The 17,287-nt window shown below is 65.9% G+C and carries 15 protein-coding genes; 6 read left to right on the top strand and 9 right to left on the bottom strand.

Annotation, left to right across the window (positions count from 1 at the left end; translation table 11 throughout):
* Together AC1RM6_RS27550 and AC1RM6_RS27545 are read left to right on the top strand one after the other, a co-directional pair.
* Window positions 1-194, top strand: a 194-nt coding sequence (locus tag AC1RM6_RS27550) for a hypothetical protein (protein WP_493107316.1), incomplete at its 5' end; no start/stop codon positions are given.
* A 170-nt stretch (window positions 195-364) separates the two neighbouring features.
* The gene (locus AC1RM6_RS27545; protein WP_493107314.1) at window positions 365-2,533 is read left to right on the top strand and encodes a TonB-dependent receptor; all 2,169 of its coding nucleotides are present in this window, start codon (window positions 365-367) and stop codon (window positions 2,531-2,533) included.
* Window positions 2,534-2,536: 3 nt separating this feature from the next.
* Here AC1RM6_RS27545 and AC1RM6_RS27540 read toward each other — a convergent pair whose 3' ends face one another.
* The 7 genes from AC1RM6_RS27540 to cyoA are packed head-to-tail and all read right to left on the bottom strand — an operon-like array spanning window position 2,537 to window position 9,334.
* Window positions 2,537-3,070: a response regulator transcription factor gene (locus tag AC1RM6_RS27540; protein WP_493107312.1), complete on the bottom strand. Its 534-nt coding sequence runs from the start codon at window positions 3,068-3,070 to the stop codon at window positions 2,537-2,539.
* Window positions 3,060-4,391 (bottom strand): ATP-binding protein, encoded by a 1,332-nt coding sequence (locus tag AC1RM6_RS27535; protein ID WP_493107309.1) that lies wholly within the window; start codon window positions 4,389-4,391, stop codon window positions 3,060-3,062. The genes AC1RM6_RS27540 and AC1RM6_RS27535 overlap by 11 nt, the downstream gene beginning before the upstream one ends.
* A gap of 1 nt (window position 4,392) precedes the next feature.
* Window positions 4,393-5,142: an SURF1 family protein gene (locus AC1RM6_RS27530; RefSeq protein WP_493107307.1), complete on the bottom strand. Its 750-nt coding sequence runs from the start codon at window positions 5,140-5,142 to the stop codon at window positions 4,393-4,395.
* Entirely contained in the window at window positions 5,139-5,543 is a 405-nt protein-coding gene (gene cyoD, locus AC1RM6_RS27525; protein ID WP_493107305.1) for a cytochrome o ubiquinol oxidase subunit IV, read from the bottom strand. Before cyoD ends, AC1RM6_RS27530 begins: the two co-directional genes overlap by 4 nt.
* Window positions 5,540-6,151, bottom strand: coding sequence for a cytochrome o ubiquinol oxidase subunit III (cyoC, locus tag AC1RM6_RS27520; RefSeq protein ID WP_493107326.1), 612 nt, complete (start codon window positions 6,149-6,151; stop codon window positions 5,540-5,542). Before cyoC ends, cyoD begins: the two co-directional genes overlap by 4 nt.
* 23 nt (window positions 6,152-6,174) lie before the next feature.
* Window positions 6,175-8,178, bottom strand: a complete 2,004-nt coding sequence (gene cyoB / locus AC1RM6_RS27515) for a cytochrome o ubiquinol oxidase subunit I (protein ID WP_493107303.1) — start codon at window positions 8,176-8,178, stop codon at window positions 6,175-6,177.
* 4 nt (window positions 8,179-8,182) lie between these two features.
* Window positions 8,183-9,334, bottom strand: coding sequence for a ubiquinol oxidase subunit II (gene cyoA, locus AC1RM6_RS27510; protein ID WP_493107301.1), 1,152 nt, complete (start codon window positions 9,332-9,334; stop codon window positions 8,183-8,185).
* Window positions 9,335-9,503: 169 nt separating this feature from the next.
* Here cyoA and AC1RM6_RS27505 point away from each other — a divergent pair, with 169 nt between their 5' ends.
* Entirely contained in the window at window positions 9,504-10,835 is a 1,332-nt protein-coding gene (locus AC1RM6_RS27505) for an MFS transporter (RefSeq protein ID WP_493107299.1), read from the top strand.
* 77 nt (window positions 10,836-10,912) lie between these two features.
* On the opposite strand, the gene AC1RM6_RS27500 is transcribed toward AC1RM6_RS27505, so the two are convergent.
* Window positions 10,913-13,414: a glycoside hydrolase family 2 TIM barrel-domain containing protein gene (locus tag AC1RM6_RS27500; protein WP_493107298.1), complete on the bottom strand. Its 2,502-nt coding sequence runs from the start codon at window positions 13,412-13,414 to the stop codon at window positions 10,913-10,915.
* Window positions 13,411-13,704, bottom strand: a complete 294-nt coding sequence (locus tag AC1RM6_RS27495; RefSeq protein ID WP_493107295.1) for a hypothetical protein — start codon at window positions 13,702-13,704, stop codon at window positions 13,411-13,413. The genes AC1RM6_RS27500 and AC1RM6_RS27495 overlap by 4 nt, the downstream gene beginning before the upstream one ends.
* 441 nt (window positions 13,705-14,145) lie before the next feature.
* On the opposite strand from AC1RM6_RS27495, the gene AC1RM6_RS27490 reads away from it, so the two are divergent.
* From AC1RM6_RS27490 to AC1RM6_RS27480, 3 genes are read left to right on the top strand one after another with little or no spacing between them, the layout of a single operon-like run.
* A complete protein-coding gene (locus AC1RM6_RS27490; protein WP_493107294.1) occupies window positions 14,146-15,147 on the top strand; it encodes an ABC transporter substrate-binding protein in 1,002 nt (333 codons plus the stop codon).
* 5 nt (window positions 15,148-15,152) lie between these two features.
* Complete coding sequence (locus tag AC1RM6_RS27485) at window positions 15,153-16,334, top strand: acyl-CoA dehydrogenase family protein (protein WP_493107292.1); 1,182 nt, start codon at window positions 15,153-15,155, stop codon at window positions 16,332-16,334.
* 4 nt (window positions 16,335-16,338) lie between these two features.
* Window positions 16,339-17,286, top strand: coding sequence for an NAD(P)-dependent oxidoreductase (locus AC1RM6_RS27480; RefSeq protein ID WP_493107290.1), 948 nt, complete (start codon window positions 16,339-16,341; stop codon window positions 17,284-17,286).
* The last annotated feature ends 1 nt before the right edge of the window (window position 17,287 follow it).

The raw sequence follows: 17,287 nt of genomic DNA, 5'->3' as shown, positions 1-17,287 counted from the left end.
CACACACACACGAAAGCCCCGGCGCCACAAGCGACCGGGGCTTCGTGCGTCCAGCAAACATGAAACTCAGCGGGTTTTCGGTACCGGTCGGGAAAAATTTATCCGACGGTTTTTCTCGAGATTTTTTGGCGCTATTTCAAAAGCTTGATTATCCCTACCGGGGTCGCATAGGCCTCGCATGCGGTCGCGCCTGAGTTGACCTCTCCCGCGCCCTTCTCGCATAGAAATTTTGCTGAGCATGCTCACAGACAGCAGCCGGCAGTCGAGGATGACCAAGGGAGGCCCAGCCATGCCTATCGGATATGATCGTGCGCGCCGTTTCGGCCTTAGCGCTGCCGCAGCTGCCATAGTTGCTCATTCCGCGGTGGCGAAAGCGCAGCCGGTAACGCCGCCCGCCGCCGCGGCGGCCGAGAACGATGTCGAAGAGATCGTCGTCACCGCGCAGCGCCGGGCGGAACGGCTCGAGGACGTGCCGCTGTCGGTGACCGCGGTGACCGGCCGGGATCTCACTTTGTCCGGGGTCACCAAATTCGAGGATATCGGCAACATCTCGCCATCGACCCGGATCGGTCGCACCGGCATCTTCGCCCAGCCGGCGATCCGCGGGATCAGCAGCAGCACGGTCAGCACCGGCCAGGAAAATAATGTCGCAATCTATGTCGACGGCTTCTACCAGCCCGACCCGACCGCGCTGGCCAACGACTTCGCCAATGTCCGCAGCGTCCAGGTCCTCAAAGGCCCGCAGGGCACGCTCTATGGACGCAATGCGACCGGCGGCGCGTTGCTGATCGATACGTTCGAGCCGTCCGACGACCATCTGATCCTCGACAGCACCGCCACCTATGGCAATCGCGACGATGTCCGCCTGCGCGCTTATGTCGGTGTCCCGGTCGTACAGGGGCTGTCGGTCGGGGTGGGCGGCTATTATCGCGACAATGACGGCTATATTCGCGACGTGGCCGGTTTCGATGCCGCGCCGTTCCGCAGCTGGGAAGTCCGCACCAAGGTGAAGATGGAGCCGACCACCGACTTCGGGGTGACCTTCGGCTATAATCACAGCTATCTCAGCGACCCGCGCGGTATCGCCTATTCGCCGCGCAGCGAGGTCTATCTCGGCGGGCTGCCGATCCCGCCGGTCGGGCCGCTCCGCACCGACCAGCGCGATACCACCGCGCTCGACACTCGGCCGATCAACATCATCCGGCAGGACGAGGGCACGCTCAAGCTGCGCTGGACCAGCGGTCTCGGCACGCTCAGCAGCTATACGTCGTTCCAGAAGCAGCGTGCCGACAATGCGATCGACTTCGACGGGACCAAGGTCAAATATATCACCTCGACCTCGAATGCGCGCCGCGACACCTTCACCCAGTCGGCCGACTTCGCCTTCACGCCGCTCTCCCATCTCGATGTGACGGTCGGCGGACTCTATTTCGATAACCGCGCGCGGAATCCCAATGGGGCTGCGATCATCCTCGGAACGCTCAGCACGCTCCAGTCGACCCGGCTCGACACCAAGGCCTATGCCGCCTTCATCGACGCGACCCTGCAACTGGGTGAGAAGCTCTTCCTCAACGCCGGTGCGCGCTACAGCCATGAACGCAAGATCGTCGCCGCGGAATATCTGTTCCGCGCCGCCGGCGGCCCGGTGGTGATCGCGCCGCCGACCTCGGCGACCTTCTCCGATGTCACCCCGCGCGCGACGATCCGCTACGAGATCGGCGACCGCACCAACATCTATGCGTCGTACAGCCAGGGCTTCAAGAGCGGCACCTTCAACACCGTCGGCGCGACCGCGCTGTCGATCACCACCCCGGTGAAGCCCGAGAAAGTCGATGCCTATGAGATCGGCGCGAAGACCGCGCGCGGCGCGCTCCATGCCGAGACGGCGGCCTATTATTATGATTATCGCAATCTGCAGGTCAGTTCGCTGCAGACGGTGGGATCGGTACCGACGACCTTCCTAAACAACGCCGCGAGCGCCCGCATCTATGGCGCCGAAGCCTCGATCAGCGCCGCGCTTACCGAGGCCTTCAACCTTCGCTTCGGCGGCGCCTGGACCCATGCCCGCTACCGCAGCTTCCCGGCCGCCTCGGTCCAGCTGATCGTGCCGGTCGTGGTCGGCGGCCAGGTGATCGGCACCCGCAACCTCGCCGGACAGAGCCAGGATTTCTCGGGGCGCCGGGTCGCGCGCGCGCCCGACTGGACCGGCAATCTGGGCGCCGACTACACGATCCCGATCGGCGGCGGCAAACTCGTGCTCGCCGGCAATATCGCCTATTCGAGCAAATATAATCCGACCAACGAGGTTCGCGACCCCGCGACCGGCACGCCGCGCTTCGAACAAAAACCCTATGTGCTCGGCTCGGTCAGCGCCGACTATACGCTGCCGGGCGACCATATCACGATCGGGGCCTATGCCGAGAATGTCGGCAACACCCGCTACAAGATCCTCGATACCGCGAACGGGCAGGGCAGCTACGCGATCTACAACGAGCCGCGCGCTTATGGCGTGCGGGCCGGTTACAGATATTGAAGGTCAGTTCACCTGGCGCTTGCCCAGCTTGCGGGCGAGGGTGCGCCGGTGCATGCCGAGCCGCCGCGCGGTTTCGGAGATGTTGAAGTCGGTCTCGACCAGCACCTCGTGAATCCGTTCCCATTCGAGCGTCTTGATCGAGGTCGTGCGTTCGGTCAGCGGGGCGGCGACATCGCCGGTGCGCCGCGCGAACGCCGCTTCGATGTCGTCGGTGTTCGACGGCTTGGCGAGATAATGCGAAGCGCCGAGCTTGATCGCCTCGACCGCGGTGGCGATGCTCGCGAAACCGGTCAGCACGACGATCATCATCGCCGGATCATGCGCGTGCAGCGTCTGGACGCAGAGCAGTCCGGAGGCGTTGCCGAGCTTGAGGTCGACGACGGCATAGGCCGGATCCTCGGTCTGCAGCAGCTCGAGCAGCCGTTCATGGCTGGCGGCGTGGCATGCGACATAGCCGCGCCGGGTGAAGGAGCGGCTCAGCGTGCGCGCAAAGGCTTCGTCGTCCTCGACGATGACCAGCCGGCGCTCAGTCGACATGCGCGTCTTCCTCGACTTCCAGGATCGCCAGCGGGAAGCTGAGCGTCACCGTCGCGCCGCCGCGCGGGGCGTTGGTGGGGATCACCGCGCCGCCGAGCTTGCGCATCACATTGACCACCAGGAACAGGCCCAATCCGCTGCCCAGCCGGCCCTTGCTCGACCGATAGGGCTTGCCGAAATTCGCGAGCATCTCGGGGGTGAAGCCGGGGCCGTCATCCTCGACCGCGATCCGCAGCATGTCCTCGGTGCGGTCGGCGGTGAGCGCGATCAGGTCGCCGCTCGCCTCGCCGGCATTGTCGAGCACATTGGTGATGACCTGCCGGATCACCGGATCGGCGACGATCCGCATCGCGTCGATCTGTTCGATGCGGTAGCTCAGCAGGATCTGCGGATGGGTGTTGCGCCACTCCTGGACGATTTCCTCGAGAAAGGCGCCCGCGGTCATCACCGCCGGGGCCTCGCCGCGCGCCTCACCCGAGGACAGCAAGATGCCGGTGACGATCGTCTTGCAGCGCTGGACCGCCGCCTGCATCTCGTCGATCTCCTCGCTGAGCTGCGGATCGCGCGCCAGCTCGGGCATGCGCCGCCAATCGCCGAGGATCACCGCCAGCGATGACAGCGGGGTGCCGAGCTCGTGCGCGGCGCCCGAGGCGAGCAGTCCCATACGGACGATATGGTCCTCCTCGGCGGCCTGCTGGCGCAGGTCGGCCAGCCGGACGTCGCGCTCCTTCAGATTGGTGTTGATCCGCGCAACGAAGAACACCAGCAGCACCGCGATCAGCACCGAACAGATCCATTCGCCGGCGATGTGCAGGTCGAACAACAGGCCATCGAGCCGGTCGGGGAGATCGAGCGTCTGATAGCGCATCGCCAGGAAGCCGCCGCAGCAGATGGTGATCATCGCGATCGTCCAGGCGGTGCGACGGTCGAGCAGGATCGCGCCGATCACGACATGGAGCAGGTAGAGCGAGATGAACGGGTTGGTCGCGCCGCCGCTCAGGTAGAGCTGGACGGTCAGCGCCATCACGTCGAAGGTCAGCGCCAGGAACAGTTCGGCATTGGCGATGCCCTTGCGCCGGCGGATCACCGCCAGGCTGACGAGATTGAGCGCCACCGCGGTCGCGGGTATCGCCAGCATCGGCGCCAGCGGCAGCCGTACCCCCATCGCGAAATGGACGATCAGGATCGTCACCAGCTGGCCCGCCACCGCCAGCCAGCGCAGCTGGATCAGCAACAGCATGTTCTTGCGGCCGATCGTGTCGATCGACCAGTTGCGCAGCAGCAGCCGGCGCGTGCTCCTGTCGCGCGGTGCGGTGGACATTCTAGCGGATGGAAGGCTCGCGCATCATCCGCCAATAGCCGCCGGCGCTCAGGATCGCCAGCGCGAACCATGTCAGGGCATAGACGAGGTGATTGTCGGCAAAGCGGATGATCGTCATCCCGCCCGCTGGCCATGCGTCGCGCGGGCCGTCGGCATCGGCATCGACGAAATAGGGGGCGACGACTGCACCGGGCACGCGGCTTGCCGCGATCGCGGCGACATCGCGCGAATACCAGCGGTCGGCAACCGGATCGTTGCTGCGCAGGAAACCGCCGCGCGGCTCGGACGGCCGGATCAGGCCGGTAATGCTGGCCGTCCCGGCCGATGGCCGATAGCGCGGGGGGCGGCCGGGTTCGGCCGGCACGAAGCCGCGGTTGACCAGCACCACGAAACCGCGTGCGCTCGCGAGCGGCGCCATCACCCAATAGCCGCTGCCGCGTTCGGTGACCGCCTGGACCAGCGTGTCACGGCCGATCCCATAATGTCCGGCGATCCGCACCCGGCGATAGGCGCCGCCATCGGCCCCCAGCGACCGCCATTCGGCGGGGCCGGGAGCTTCGACCGGCGCGGCATGGATCCGCGCCTCGACCTGGGCGATCAGGGCATGTTTCCAGGCGCGGCGCTGGATCTGCCAGACGCCGAGCGCGACGAAACCGATCGTCAGCAGCAGCGCCGCCGCGGCCAGGATCCGTATCCGGGCCGATCGCGGCGCTTTCCGTCCCTCCCCGACGGAGAGGGGCGGGGGTGTCACGGCATCTGGCTCATGTCATGCGCCGACATCGGCATCATGTTGTGGTCGAGATGATACATGACCCACATCGATCCCGAGAGGGTGATGCCGACGATCACCAGGGTGAAGATCAGCGCCATCATCGTCCAGCCGCCCTCGGAGCGGGCGTTCATGTGCAGGAAGAAGATCATGTGGACGACGATCTGCACCACCGCGAACGCCATGATCGTGAAGGCGGTGGTCTGGGCGCTGCCGAGCACGCCGCTCATCACCAGCCAGAACGGGATCGCGGTGAGGACCACCGACAGGCCGAAGCCGATCATGTAGCTGCCCATCGTGCCATGGGCGTGGCCGTCATCATGGCCATGGTCATGATGAGCGCCATGGTCGTCATGACCGCTCATGTGAGTGTGATCGCTCATCGCAGCATACCCATCAGATAGACGAAGGTGAAAACCCCGATCCAGATCACGTCGAGGAAGTGCCAGAACAGGCTGAGGCACATCAGGCGGCGCTTGTTGGCCTGGATGAGGCCCTTGCGGCCGACCTGGACCATCAGCGTCGCCAGCCAGATGATGCCGAAGGTGACGTGAAGCCCGTGGGTGCCGACCAAGGTGAAGAAGGACGACAGGAACGCGCTGCGCTGCGGACCCGCACCTTCGAGGATCAGGTTGTGGAACTCGTAGAGCTCGATCGACAGGAAGGCGAGACCGAACAGGGCGGTGACCGCGAGCCAGCCCTGGGTCGCGGCGACCTTGTTCTTTTCGACCGCGAGCATCGCGAAGCCATAGGTGATCGACGAGAAGAGCAGCATCGCGGTGTTGACCGCGACCAGCGGCAGCTCGAACAGATCGCGCGGCCCGGGCCCGCCGGCATAATGGCCGCCGAGCACCGCGTAGGTCGCGAACAGGACCGCGAAGATCAGGCAGTCGCTCATGATGTAGATCCAGAAGCCCAGCATGGTGCTGCTGCCTTCGGGATGATCATGCTCGTCGACGACGTGGAAGATGGGGGGCTTGCCGCCCGTCATGGTGCCTTGCTGTGCCATCGGCCTTATCCCTGCGCCGCGAGCAGCTTGGTGCGCTCGTCCTCGGCCCGCACCACATCCTCGACCGGGATGTGGAAATCGCGCTTGTAGTTGAAGGTGTGGCCGATCGCGACCGCGACGATGCCGACGAAGCTGGCGGCGGCGAGCCACCACATATACCAGATCATGCCCACCGCCAGCGTGACGCTCAGCCCGGCGAGGATCAGGCCGGCACCGGTGTTGCTGGGCATATGGATGGGCTTGAAGCCGTCGATCGGCCGCTGATAGCCACGCTTCTTCATGTCGGACCAGGCGTCGCCATCGTGGATGACGGGCGTGAAGGCGAAATTATAGGCGGGCGGCGGCGACGAGGTCGCCCATTCGAGGGTCCGCCCATCCCAGGGATCGCCGGTGGTGTCGCGCAGCTTCTCGCGGTCGCGGATGCTGACATAGAACTGGATCAGCATGCAGGCGATGCCCGCGGCGATCATCGCGGCGCCCAGCGCGGCGATGATGAACCAGATCTGCAGGCTGGGGTCGTCGAAAACCCGCATCCGCCGGGTCACGCCCATCAGTCCGAGGATGTAGAGCGGCATGAACGCGAACCAGAAGCCGACCACCCACAGCCAGAAGGAGCGCTTGCCCCAGACGGTGTCGAGCTTGAAGCCGAACGCCTTGGGCCACCAATAGTTGATCCCCGCGAACAGCCCGAACAGCACGCCGCCGATGATCACGTTGTGGAAATGGGCGATCAGGAACAGCGAGTTGTGGAGCACGAAGTCGGCGGGCGGCACCGCGAGCAGCACCCCGGTCATGCCGCCGATCGTGAAGGTCAGCATGAACGCGATCGTCCACATCATCGGCAGCTCGAAGCGGATGCGGCCATGATACATGGTGAACAGCCAGTTGAAGATCTTGGCGCCGGTCGGGATCGAAATCACCATCGTGGTGATGCCGAAGAAGCTGTTGACGCTCGCGCCCGATCCCATCGTGAAGAAATGGTGCAGCCACACCAGATAGGACAGGATCGTGATCACGACCGTGGCGTAGACCATCGAGGTGTAGCCGAAGAGGCGCTTGCCCGAGAAGGTCGAGGTGACCTCGGAGAAGATGCCGAACGCCGGCAGGATCAGGATGTAGACCTCGGGATGACCCCAGATCCAGATCAGGTTGACGTACATCATCGCGTTGCCGCCGAAGTCGTTCGTGAAGAACGCGGTGCCGACATAGCGGTCGAGCGAGAGCAGCACGAGCACCGCGGTCAGCACCGGGAAGGCGGCGACGATCAGGATGTTGGTGCACAGCGAGGTCCAGGTGAACACCGGCATCTTCATCATCGTCATGCCGGGCGCGCGCATCTTGACGATCGTCGCGATCAGGTTGACCCCAGACAGCAATGTCCCGACGCCGGCTACCTGCAGGCCCCATATATAATAATCGACGCCGACATCGGGGCTGTAGGCGATCCCCGACAGCGGCGGGTAGGCCAGCCAGCCGGTGCGCGCGAACTCGCCGACGAACAGCGACATCATGATGATCACGGCACCGCCGGCGGTCATCCAGAAGCTGAAATTGTTGAGGAAGGGGAAGGACACGTCGCGCGCGCCGATCTGCAGCGGCACGACATAGTTCATCAGCCCGGTGACCATCGGCATCGCGACGAAGAAGATCATGATCACGCCATGGGCGGTGAACACCTGGTCGTAATGGTGCGCGGTCAGATAGCCTTCGGACCCGCCGAACGCCATCGCCTGCTGGAGCCGCATCATGATCGCGTCGGAAAAACCGCGCAGCAGCATGACCAGGCCGAGCACCATGTACATCACGCCGATGCGCTTATGGTCGACGCTGGTGAACCACTCCTTCCACAGATAGGCCCAGAGTTTGAAATAGGTCAGCGCCGCCACCAGCGCGATGCCGCCGACGGCGACCCCGCAGAAGGTGACGAGGATGATCGGCTCGTGGATCGGCAGCGATTCGAGGCCGAGGCGGCCGAAGACGAACTTCAGCAGGGCGGATTTATCTTCCATCGGATCAGGACCTCGTCGAACCGGAGGCGATGGGGGCGCTCATGGTCATGTTGTGATTCTCGTGCTGGTGGCCGGCCGGCATCTGGTCCGACGGCATGCGAGGGTCGGGCAGGCGGGGCGAAACCTTCTGCTCCTCGGGCGATTTTTCGAGCGCGCCGCGATCGACCGCGCCGTCATGGCGCAGACCGGCGGTGTCGCGCGCCGATTCCTTGCCGGCGCCGCCGGCGGCGTCGATCCGCATCAATTCGGTCATGCAACGCTGGCCGGGGCGGACGCACAGGTTGAGCACCGCGTCGTAGAGGTCATGGTCGACGGTGGCGAAGCGGTGGACCGGCTCCTTCTCGCTCGGGCGGTCGAGCGCGATATAGGTCGGGCGATCGAGATTGCCGCCGCCGGCCTTGACGTCCTTGACCCAGCGGTCGAAGCCCGCCGCGTCGAGCGCATGGTAGCGGAAGCGCATGTTGGAGAAGCCGGCGCCGCTGTAATTGGCGGAGAAGCCCTCATAGACGCCCGGCTTGTTGGCGACCGCGTGCAGCGTCGTCTGCATGCCCGGCATCGCGTAGATCTGCCCGGCGAGCGCGGGGACGTAGAAGCTGTTCATCACGGTCGACGAGGTCAGCCGGAAACGGATCGGCACGTTGATCGGGGTCGCGAGTTCGTTGACGGTCGCGATGCCGAGCTTCGGGTAGATGAACAGCCACTTCCAGTCCATCGCGACCACTTCGACCTCGATCGGCTCGGTGGTCGGGGCGATCTTGTGATGCGGGGCGATGCGCGCGATCGGGCGATAGGGGTCGAGCAGATGGGTGCTGACCCAGGTGATCGCGCCGAGGCAGATGATGATCAGCAGCGGCGCCGACCAGATCACCAGCTCGAGGCTGGTCGAATGATCCCAGTCGGGGTCGTAGGGCGCATCGGGGTTGCGATCCGACTTGCGATATTTCCACGCGAACAGCACCGTCAGCGCCATCACCGGTATGATGATGAGCAGCATGAGCCCGGTCGAGATCAGGATCAGGTCGCGCTGCTGGACGGCAACGTCGCCGGCCGGGCTCATGACCACCCAGTTACAGGCGGACAAGGGCGAGAGGCAGGCGATCGCTGCCGCCAGGCGGGGCAACTTCGTGCGGATAAAGGGTGACTGACGCGCTATCATGCGACGGCCCCTAGGCTGTGCAGCTACCAGCCGACATTGGACACTTTGTCCAATCCCTGCAACCATGGCAAAAGAGCATGGAGGCCAGCATGATGATGATCGAGTCCCCTTGCGCCATGTCGCCCGCGGCTTTGCCGCCATTGCCGTTCCCATCCACGGGAGCGGCACGATGAGCGGTCAGGCAGCCATTCCGACGTCGACCGGTGCCGAGCGCGACGCACGGCGAATCACCGCGCGGCACAAGCAGATCGTGCCCGGCGAGATCGCGATCGGCGTGATCATCGGCCGGACGTCGGAATTCTTCGACTTCTTCGTCTATGCGATCGCGTCGGTGCTGGTCTTCCCGGCGCTGGTCTTCCCCTATGTCGACCGGCTGACCGGCACGCTCTATTCCTTCGCGATCTTCGCGCTGGCGTTCGTCGCGCGTCCGATCGGCACCTTCCTTTTCATGGCGATCGACCGCAAATATGGCCGCGGGGTCAAGCTGACGATCGCGCTGTTCCTGCTCGGCGGCTCGACCGCGGCGATCGCCTTCCTGCCGGGTTACGAGACGATCGGCCATGCCTCGGCGCTGCTGCTCGCGCTGTTCCGCACCGGGCAGGGCGTCGCGCTCGGCGGCGCCTGGGACGGCCTCGCGTCGCTGCTGTCGCTCAACGCGCCGCAATCGAAGCGTGGCTGGTATGCGATGATGCCGCAGCTCGGCGCGCCGATCGCGCTGCTGATCGCCAGCGCGCTGTTCGCTTATTCCGCGACGATGCTGAGCGAGGCCGATTTCATCGACTGGGGCTGGCGCTTTCCGTTCTTCGTCGCCTTCGCGATCAACGTCGTCGCGCTGTTCGCGCGGCTGCGGATCGTTGTCACCCACGAATATGAGCGGCTGTTCGAAAGCAAGGACCTCCAGCCGTCGCCGGTGATCCCGACGCTGCGCACCGATGGCCGCAGCATCATCCTCGGCGCCTTCGCGCCGCTCGCCAGCTTCGCGCTGTTCCACATGGTCACCGTCTTCCCGATCTCGTGGATCGCGCTGTTCACCCAGGAATCGGTCGCGCATTTCCTGATCATCGAGATGATCGGCAGCTTCGTCGGCATCCTCGCGATCGTCGCGTCGGGCTTCATCGCCGACCAGATGGGGCGCCGCACCCTGCTCGGCGCCTCGGCCGGCGCGATCGCGGTGTTCAGCATCGCCGCGCCGCTGCTGCTCGATGGCGGCGATCTGGGCGAGGTCGCCTTCATGGTGGTCGGCTTCATCCTGCTCGGCCTGTCGTTCGGCCAGTCGTCGGGGGTGGTGGCATCCAACTTCTCGGGCGGCACCCGCTACACCGCATCGGCGATCACCTCGGATCTCGCCTGGATGTTCGGCGCGGGCTTTGCACCGCTGGGCGCGCTGCTGCTGTCGAGCCAGTTCGGCCTGTTCTCGTCGGGGCTTTATCTGCTGTCGGGCGCGATCTGCACGCTGGCCGCGCTCTATATCAACAAGGAACTGGCCCAGGCGCGCACCTGAACGATCGCGCCCGTCCGGGATATCAGGACCCCAGGCCGATCATCCGATGCGTCGGATGATCGGCCCGGGGTTTTTCGTCAGATCAGCTTCAGCGTGACCCGCGCCGGCTGAAGCCCCTCCGACCGGGCTTCGATGCGCACGACGCCCTTGCGGCCGGTCGCGCGCAGGATCGCCAGCGCCCGCCCGCGAAAGCTCTGCGCGTCGCGCGCCTGGAACGAGCCGACCGCCAGCGGATTGGCGCTGCCGAAACCGGCGAGTTCGGCCGGTCCGTCGATCGTCAGCGCGATCATGCGTTCGGCCTCGGGGATGATCCGGCCGGCGGCATCGACGATATCGATCCCGACATAGCCGAGCGCCTGCCGGTCGCTGCGCATCGCCGCGGTCTCGGGCCTGATGCGGAGCTGCACCGGGGCCGACACCGTCTCGATCCGCTTGCGGCCGATCTCGCGCCCGCCCTTATAGGCGATCGCTTCGATTGTCCCGGGCGCATAAGGCACTTTCAACTCGACCCGCATCTTGTCGGCGGCGGTCAGCGCCTTCTCGCCCGCGGGCTTGCCGTTGACGCGCAGCTCGACCCGGTCGCCCGAGCTGTAGAGGCGCACCGCCATCGATTGTCCGGCGGCATCGGGCCAGGTCCAGCTCGGCAGCTCATCCGACCAGCCCCATTGCGCGACGAACTCGACCTGCCCTTCGGGGATCGGCCGCTGCACCATCATCTCGATCGGGCTCAGCCCCCAGATTACGTCGCGCGCGAAGGACGGCGGCTTCTGCCCGCCGATCAGGTCGATATCGCCGCACCAGGCGTTCACCCAGGGATATTGGGCGATGTAGAAGGGCATGCCCTTGTTCGCGATCCGTTTGGAAGCGCCGATCCCGGCCTCGCCGATATAGTCCATCGCGGTCCAGACGAACTCGCCCAGCATATAGGGCGCACGCTCGACCAGCGCCTGATAGTCATAGGCATCGCGTGGGAAGGTTTCCGACGCATAGATCACCCGTTCGGGATGCGCCTTGTGATCGGCCTCGATATCCTCGAGCCGGTAATTATAGCCGGCGACGTCGAGGAACACGGTCGAGGCCTCGTCGGGCTGGCCGGCGCGGCCGGCCCGCGCGGTCTGCGCCGAGGGGACGAGCAGCGGCCCCAGCACGCCGTTGATCGCGGCGGTGACCGGCCGGGTCGGATCGAGCCGCCGCACTTCGTTGCTCAGCTTCCAGCACCATTCGACCCCTTCGGGCGTCGAGCGATAGGGAATCTCGTTGCCGATGCTCCACATGATCACGCTCGGGCTGTTGCGCGCGCTGAGCACCATCGCCGCGAGCGCATTCTTCCAATCGGCGGCGATATGGTTCGAATAATCGTCCTTCAGCTTGGGCGAATGCCACATGTCGAAGGCTTCATCGATCAGCAGCATGCCCAGCCGGTCGCAGGCGCCGCGCAAGCTCGACGAGGCCGGATTGTGCGAACTGCGGATCGCGTTGTAGCCGCGCGCCTTGAGCAGCCGGACGCGGCGGTCGTCGGCGTCGGCGAAGGCCGCCGCGCCGAGCAGGCCATTGTCGTGATGGATGCAGCCGCCGCGCAGCCGGACCTGCGCGCCGTTGATCCGCAGGCCGCTGGCGGCGTCCATGGTGACGACACGGATGCCGAAGGGCTGGCCGGTCCGGTCGATGATCGTCTTGCCACGGCGAAGCTCGGTCTCGAGCGTGTAGAGGTGCGGCGTATCGGGCGACCAGAGATCGGCGTCTTTCACCTGCAGTGACTGGGCGACCTCGGGACCGGCGGCGGCGCTCGCTTCGGCGACGATCCTGCCCCGGGCGGAGCGCAACCGGGTGACGAGCGTGAGCCCGGGCTCGGCATCCTCGATGCGGGTGGTGATATCGATATCGGCCTGCCGCCCGACGATCCGCCGGGTCCAGCCGCCGACGCCCCAGCGGGCGATCCGCGCCCGCGTCGGCAGCACGTCGATCGTCACCTGGCGATAGAGGCCCGATCCGGCATACCAGCGGCTGTTCTTGCCGAGGTTGCGGACCCGGACAGCCAGGACATTGTCGCCGTCGCGGACGAGGAACGGGGTCAGGTCGAAACCAAACGGCGTATAGCCATGGACATGGCTGCCGAGCGCCTGGCCGTTGAGCCAGATGTCGCTGATCACCGACACGCCGTCGAACAGGATCTCGACCCGTGCGTCGGCGGGCAGTACGGCGAGCCGGAAATGCTTGCGGTACCAGCCTTCGCCGCCTTCGGTGAAGCCGGTCGCGGTCCGGCCGATCGCCTTGCTGTCGAACGGGCCGACCCGCTTGGGCGGCGACGGGGCGGGCAAATCCTCGATGCTCCAGTCGTGGGGAAGGTCGACCTTGCGCCAGGCACCGTCGTCGACGCCGGTCCCCTGATGCTCGCCTTCGCCCTTGCGGAAGCGCCAGCCGAGATCGAAGGGTTGCGCGCGGCCGAGGCCGATCGGCGCGTCCGACGGAGCCAGGGCATGCGCGGCGCCCTCCAGCGCGAACGGCAGCGCCGCCGCGCCGGCGGCGAGTTTCAGCGCCTGGCGGCGATCGGTTTCGAAGGACATCGGCCGATCGCTCATCGCCCGGCCTCCGGCCCGAGCGCACGGAGCTGTTGGTCGACCCGGTCGAGTGCCTCGGGCGTGAACAGGCCGAACTGGACCAGCGAGCGCGGCGAGAAATTGTCGAGATGCGGCTTGATCATGTCGTTGCCGATCCGCGCCTCGAAGCCCGGAATTTCGCGCAGCAGGATTGCCTTGGCCCGGGGCGAGGCGAGCAGCGCGTTGATCGAACTGGTGGTGGTGCTCATCGTCGTCGCGACGATGGCCGGCCGCTCGAACGCGGTTGCGGGGGGATAGAGCGGCGCGTCCATATCGAGTCATCTCTCCTTCGTTGCGGCGAGGCTGCCGCGCTTTCCGGCACCCGCTTCTGTCCGACAATTGCGCCTGCTTTCCTTTCTCCGGCCGGCGGAAAATCAGGATAATCAGCCATTTGGCGCGATCGTCATGTCGAGGATATACTCATACAAATTTTGAATCAATTTGCTGTTTTGCAGAGGCTGCACCAGCGCATGGGCGATGGCGGCCGCCGAAACAAAAAGCTCGCCCGGGGCTAGACTTTGTTGATCGGTGATGGTCGATCATAGCAACTTATTGATAATAAACGAATAGTCTCTGAACTTCGGAGCTTTTTCCGGTGCGATGAGCGCCGATCATCGGCTTATGAGAAGTTCTGAATAAGCGTCGGCCGATCATTGTCTATCATAGCGCTAGAAATAGCCTTTGCGCGAATGATTGGGGCCTGTGTGGCAGCGATGACGAACCTTTCCCGGCGAACCCTGTTGCAGGCGGGCGGCGCGCTTGCGCTGACCACACTGCTTGCGGCGTGCGGCAAACAGCCGGCGGCGCCGGAGGGCGGTGAGCCGCATCTGCGCGCTTCGGTGACCGGCAAGGGCGAGGGCGATACGCGGTTGCTGCTCAAGTCCGCGGGGATCGCCCCACAGGGGTTCGTCGTCGATTACAGCGACTTCCAGTCGGGCCATCTGGTGATAGAGGCGCTCAACGGCGGCTCGCTCGATTATGGCGGGATGAGCGAGATCCCACCGGTGTTCGCGGCGGCGTCGACCGTCCAGAGTTTCCGCCAGATCGCGGTCGCGCATGGCGACGTCAACAACCAGGTCGTCCTCGTCCCCAAGGGTTCGAAGATCGAGGGGCTCGAAGGGCTCAAGGGCAAGCGGGTCGGCTATGTCCGCGCCACCACCTCGCAATATTTTCTGATCCGCATGCTCCAGTCGGTCGGGTTGGGCTGGCACGACATCATACCGGTGGCGATAGGGGTGTCCGATGGCGCCGCCGCTTTCTCCAGCGGTGCGCTCGATGCCTGGGCGATCTACGGCTTCCCGATCCAGCGCGCGATCGCGACCGAAGGCGCGCGCATCCTCAAGACCGCCCTGGGCTTCCTGTCGGGCAATTATCTGGTCTCGGCGCATGTCGATGCGCTCGCCGATCCGGCCAAGGTGAAGCTGATCGGCGACTATCTGCGGGTCATCAAGCGCGGCTATGCCTGGGCGGCGGCGCATCAGCCCGAATGGGCGGCGATCATCGCCAGGGATATCGGCGTCCCGCTCGAATATGTGCAGGACCAGTTCCGCCGCAAGAGCGCGGTCTACACGCTGCGCCCGGTCGACGATGCGGCGATCGCGTCGCAGCAGGCGGTCGCCAACCTGTTCGCCGAGCAGAAGCTGATCCCGCACGCGGTCGATGTGCGCCCGCTCTGGGACGACCGCTTCAACGCCATCATCCAGGAAAAGGTCTGAGCATCATGTCCGCGACCCTTGCCATCGCTCGCCCCGCGGAAGCGGTTCGCCCGGTACAGCAGTCTTTGCTCGACGAGATCAGTCGGCGGCTGGCCGCCACCGCCGAGGCCTATGACCGCGGCGCCGAATTTCCCCGCGCCAATTTCGACATCCTCGCTGCGGAAGGGCTGATCGGGCTTACCGTATCGCCGCATCTCGGTGGACGCGGCGCCGGGCTCGCCGAATCGCTACGCGTGCTCGGTGCGGTCGCGAAGGGCGAGCCGTCGACCGCGCTGATCCTGTTCATGACCTATGGCTATCATGCCCAGCCGACCCGCGCCCAAAGCTGGCCGGCGCACATCTACGAACGGCTCGCGGCCGAGGCGGTCGCGGGCGGCGGCCTGATCGGCGGCCTTCGGGTCGAACCCGAACTGGGGACGCCGGTGCGTGGCGGCCTGCCCAAGACGGTCGCACGGCGCACCGCCGACGGCTGGGCGATCAGCGGCAGCAAGATCTATTCGACCGGTTCGACCGGGCTGAGCTGGTTTTCGGTCTGGGCGAAGACCGACGAGCCCGAACCGCGCGTCGGCAATTTCCTGGTCGCCGCCGACGCGCCGGGTATCGTCATCGAACCCGCCTGGGATCATCTGGGCATGCGGGCGACGGTCAGCCATGAGGTGGTGTTCAGCGATACCCCGACCCCGCTCGACCATGCCGTCGATATCCGCGCGCCCGCCGACTGGGCGCCGAAGCCCGGCGAGACCTCGCAGTCGCTGTGGAACGCGCTGGCGATCTCGACCATCTATGACGGGGTCGCCCGTGCCGCGCGCGACTGGCTGCGCGATTATCTCAAGGCGCGGGTGCCCTCCAATCTCGGCGCACCGCTCAGCTCGCTGCCACGTGTCCAGGAGAAGTTCGGCGAGATCGAGGCGCTGCTTCAGGTCAACCGCACCCTGATCGAGACCGCTGCGGTTCGCGCCGATGCCGGCGACGCGCCTTCGGCGGTCGAGGCGAACAACATCAAGTTCGTCGCGACCGGCAACGCGATCCGCGCGGTCCAGATCGGACTCGAGCTCACCGGCAATCCGGGGCTCAGCCGCAAGAACCCGCTCGAACGCCATTATCGGGACGTGCTGTGCAGCCGGATCCACAGCCCGCAGGACGACACCATTCTCGTCGCCGCCGGCAAGGCCGCTTTCGGGATCTGATGCCATGAGCCTGATCATCGCCAGCCAGATGGAAGAGGGCTTCAACGCCGGCCTTCGCGCGCATGCGATCGGCCCGATCGTGATCGGCGTGCCCGAGGACCGGCCCTGGGAGGCCGCCAACGATGCCGACATGCTGCTGATCCGGCCGACCCCGGTCTGGCGCGGCAGCCATGGTCTCGAACGGCCGGCGGCGTGGCCGGGTCGGATCAAATGGGTCTACAGCGCCTCGGCGGGGATCGATTTGTATCCGCCCTGGCTGCTCGATGCGCCGATCGTCACCTGCGGTCGCGGGGTCGCTTCGGACGAGATCGCCGATTATGTGATCGCGGCGATCTATCTCCAGACCAAGGATCTCGAGAGCATTCGAGCGCGCGCGCCCGAACAGTGGCGCAACGTACCGCTCGGTCGGGTCGCCGGCAGCACCGTCGGCATCATCGGCCTCGGCGCGATCGGCTCCGCGGTCGCGCGGCGCGCACTGGCGCTCGGCGCGCGGGTGACCGCGGTGCGGCGCCGGGCGCTCGCCAGCCCGGTCGACGGGGTCGACCTGCTCGACGATCCCGGTGCGGTGATCGCCTCGGCCGATCATCTGGTGCTGGCGCTGCCCGCGACCGATGCCACCCGCGCTCTGATCGGCGCCGACCTGCTCGCCCGCGCCAAGCCGACCGCGCATCTGATCAACATCGCGCGCGGATCGGTGCTCGACCAGGACGCGCTGGTCGCGGCGCTCGATGCCGGGCGGCTGGGCTTCGCGACCCTCGACGTCACCGAGCCCGAGCCGCTGCCCGCGGGCCATGCGCTGTGGACCCACCCCAAGGTCCGGCTGACCCCGCATGTTTCGTCCAACCACACGCTCGTCCGCGATGCGCTGTTCGACAAGGTCGCTGCCAATCTCGACCGCTTCGTGCGCGGCGAGGCGCCCAGCGACATCGTCGACCGCGCCGCCGGCTATTGAC

Source organism: Rhizorhabdus sp. GW822-FHT03C02 (assembly GCF_058801765.1).
The sequence above is the reverse complement of the archived record's forward strand: the minus strand, read 5'-3'. Positions and strand labels throughout refer to the sequence as shown.

Coding starts and splice junctions, on each gene's coding strand:
- AC1RM6_RS27505 (WP_493107299.1), top strand. CDS start 9,504: ATGAGCGGTCAGGCAGCCATTCCGACGTCGACCGGTGCCGAGCGCGAC.
- AC1RM6_RS27490 (WP_493107294.1), top strand. CDS start 14,146: ATGACGAACCTTTCCCGGCGAACCCTGTTGCAGGCGGGCGGCGCGCTT.
- cyoA (WP_493107301.1), bottom strand. CDS start 9,334: ATGATAGCGCGTCAGTCACCCTTTATCCGCACGAAGTTGCCCCGCCTG.
- AC1RM6_RS27535 (WP_493107309.1), bottom strand. CDS start 4,391: ATGTCCACCGCACCGCGCGACAGGAGCACGCGCCGGCTGCTGCTGCGC.
- cyoD (WP_493107305.1), bottom strand. CDS start 5,543: ATGAGCGATCACACTCACATGAGCGGTCATGACGACCATGGCGCTCAT.
- AC1RM6_RS27480 (WP_493107290.1), top strand. CDS start 16,339: ATGAGCCTGATCATCGCCAGCCAGATGGAAGAGGGCTTCAACGCCGGC.
- cyoB (WP_493107303.1), bottom strand. CDS start 8,178: ATGGAAGATAAATCCGCCCTGCTGAAGTTCGTCTTCGGCCGCCTCGGC.
- cyoC (WP_493107326.1), bottom strand. CDS start 6,151: ATGACGGGCGGCAAGCCCCCCATCTTCCACGTCGTCGACGAGCATGAT.
- AC1RM6_RS27495 (WP_493107295.1), bottom strand. CDS start 13,704: ATGGACGCGCCGCTCTATCCCCCCGCAACCGCGTTCGAGCGGCCGGCC.
- AC1RM6_RS27540 (WP_493107312.1), bottom strand. CDS start 3,070: ATGTCGACTGAGCGCCGGCTGGTCATCGTCGAGGACGACGAAGCCTTT.
- AC1RM6_RS27500 (WP_493107298.1), bottom strand. CDS start 13,414: ATGAGCGATCGGCCGATGTCCTTCGAAACCGATCGCCGCCAGGCGCTG.
- AC1RM6_RS27485 (WP_493107292.1), top strand. CDS start 15,153: ATGTCCGCGACCCTTGCCATCGCTCGCCCCGCGGAAGCGGTTCGCCCG.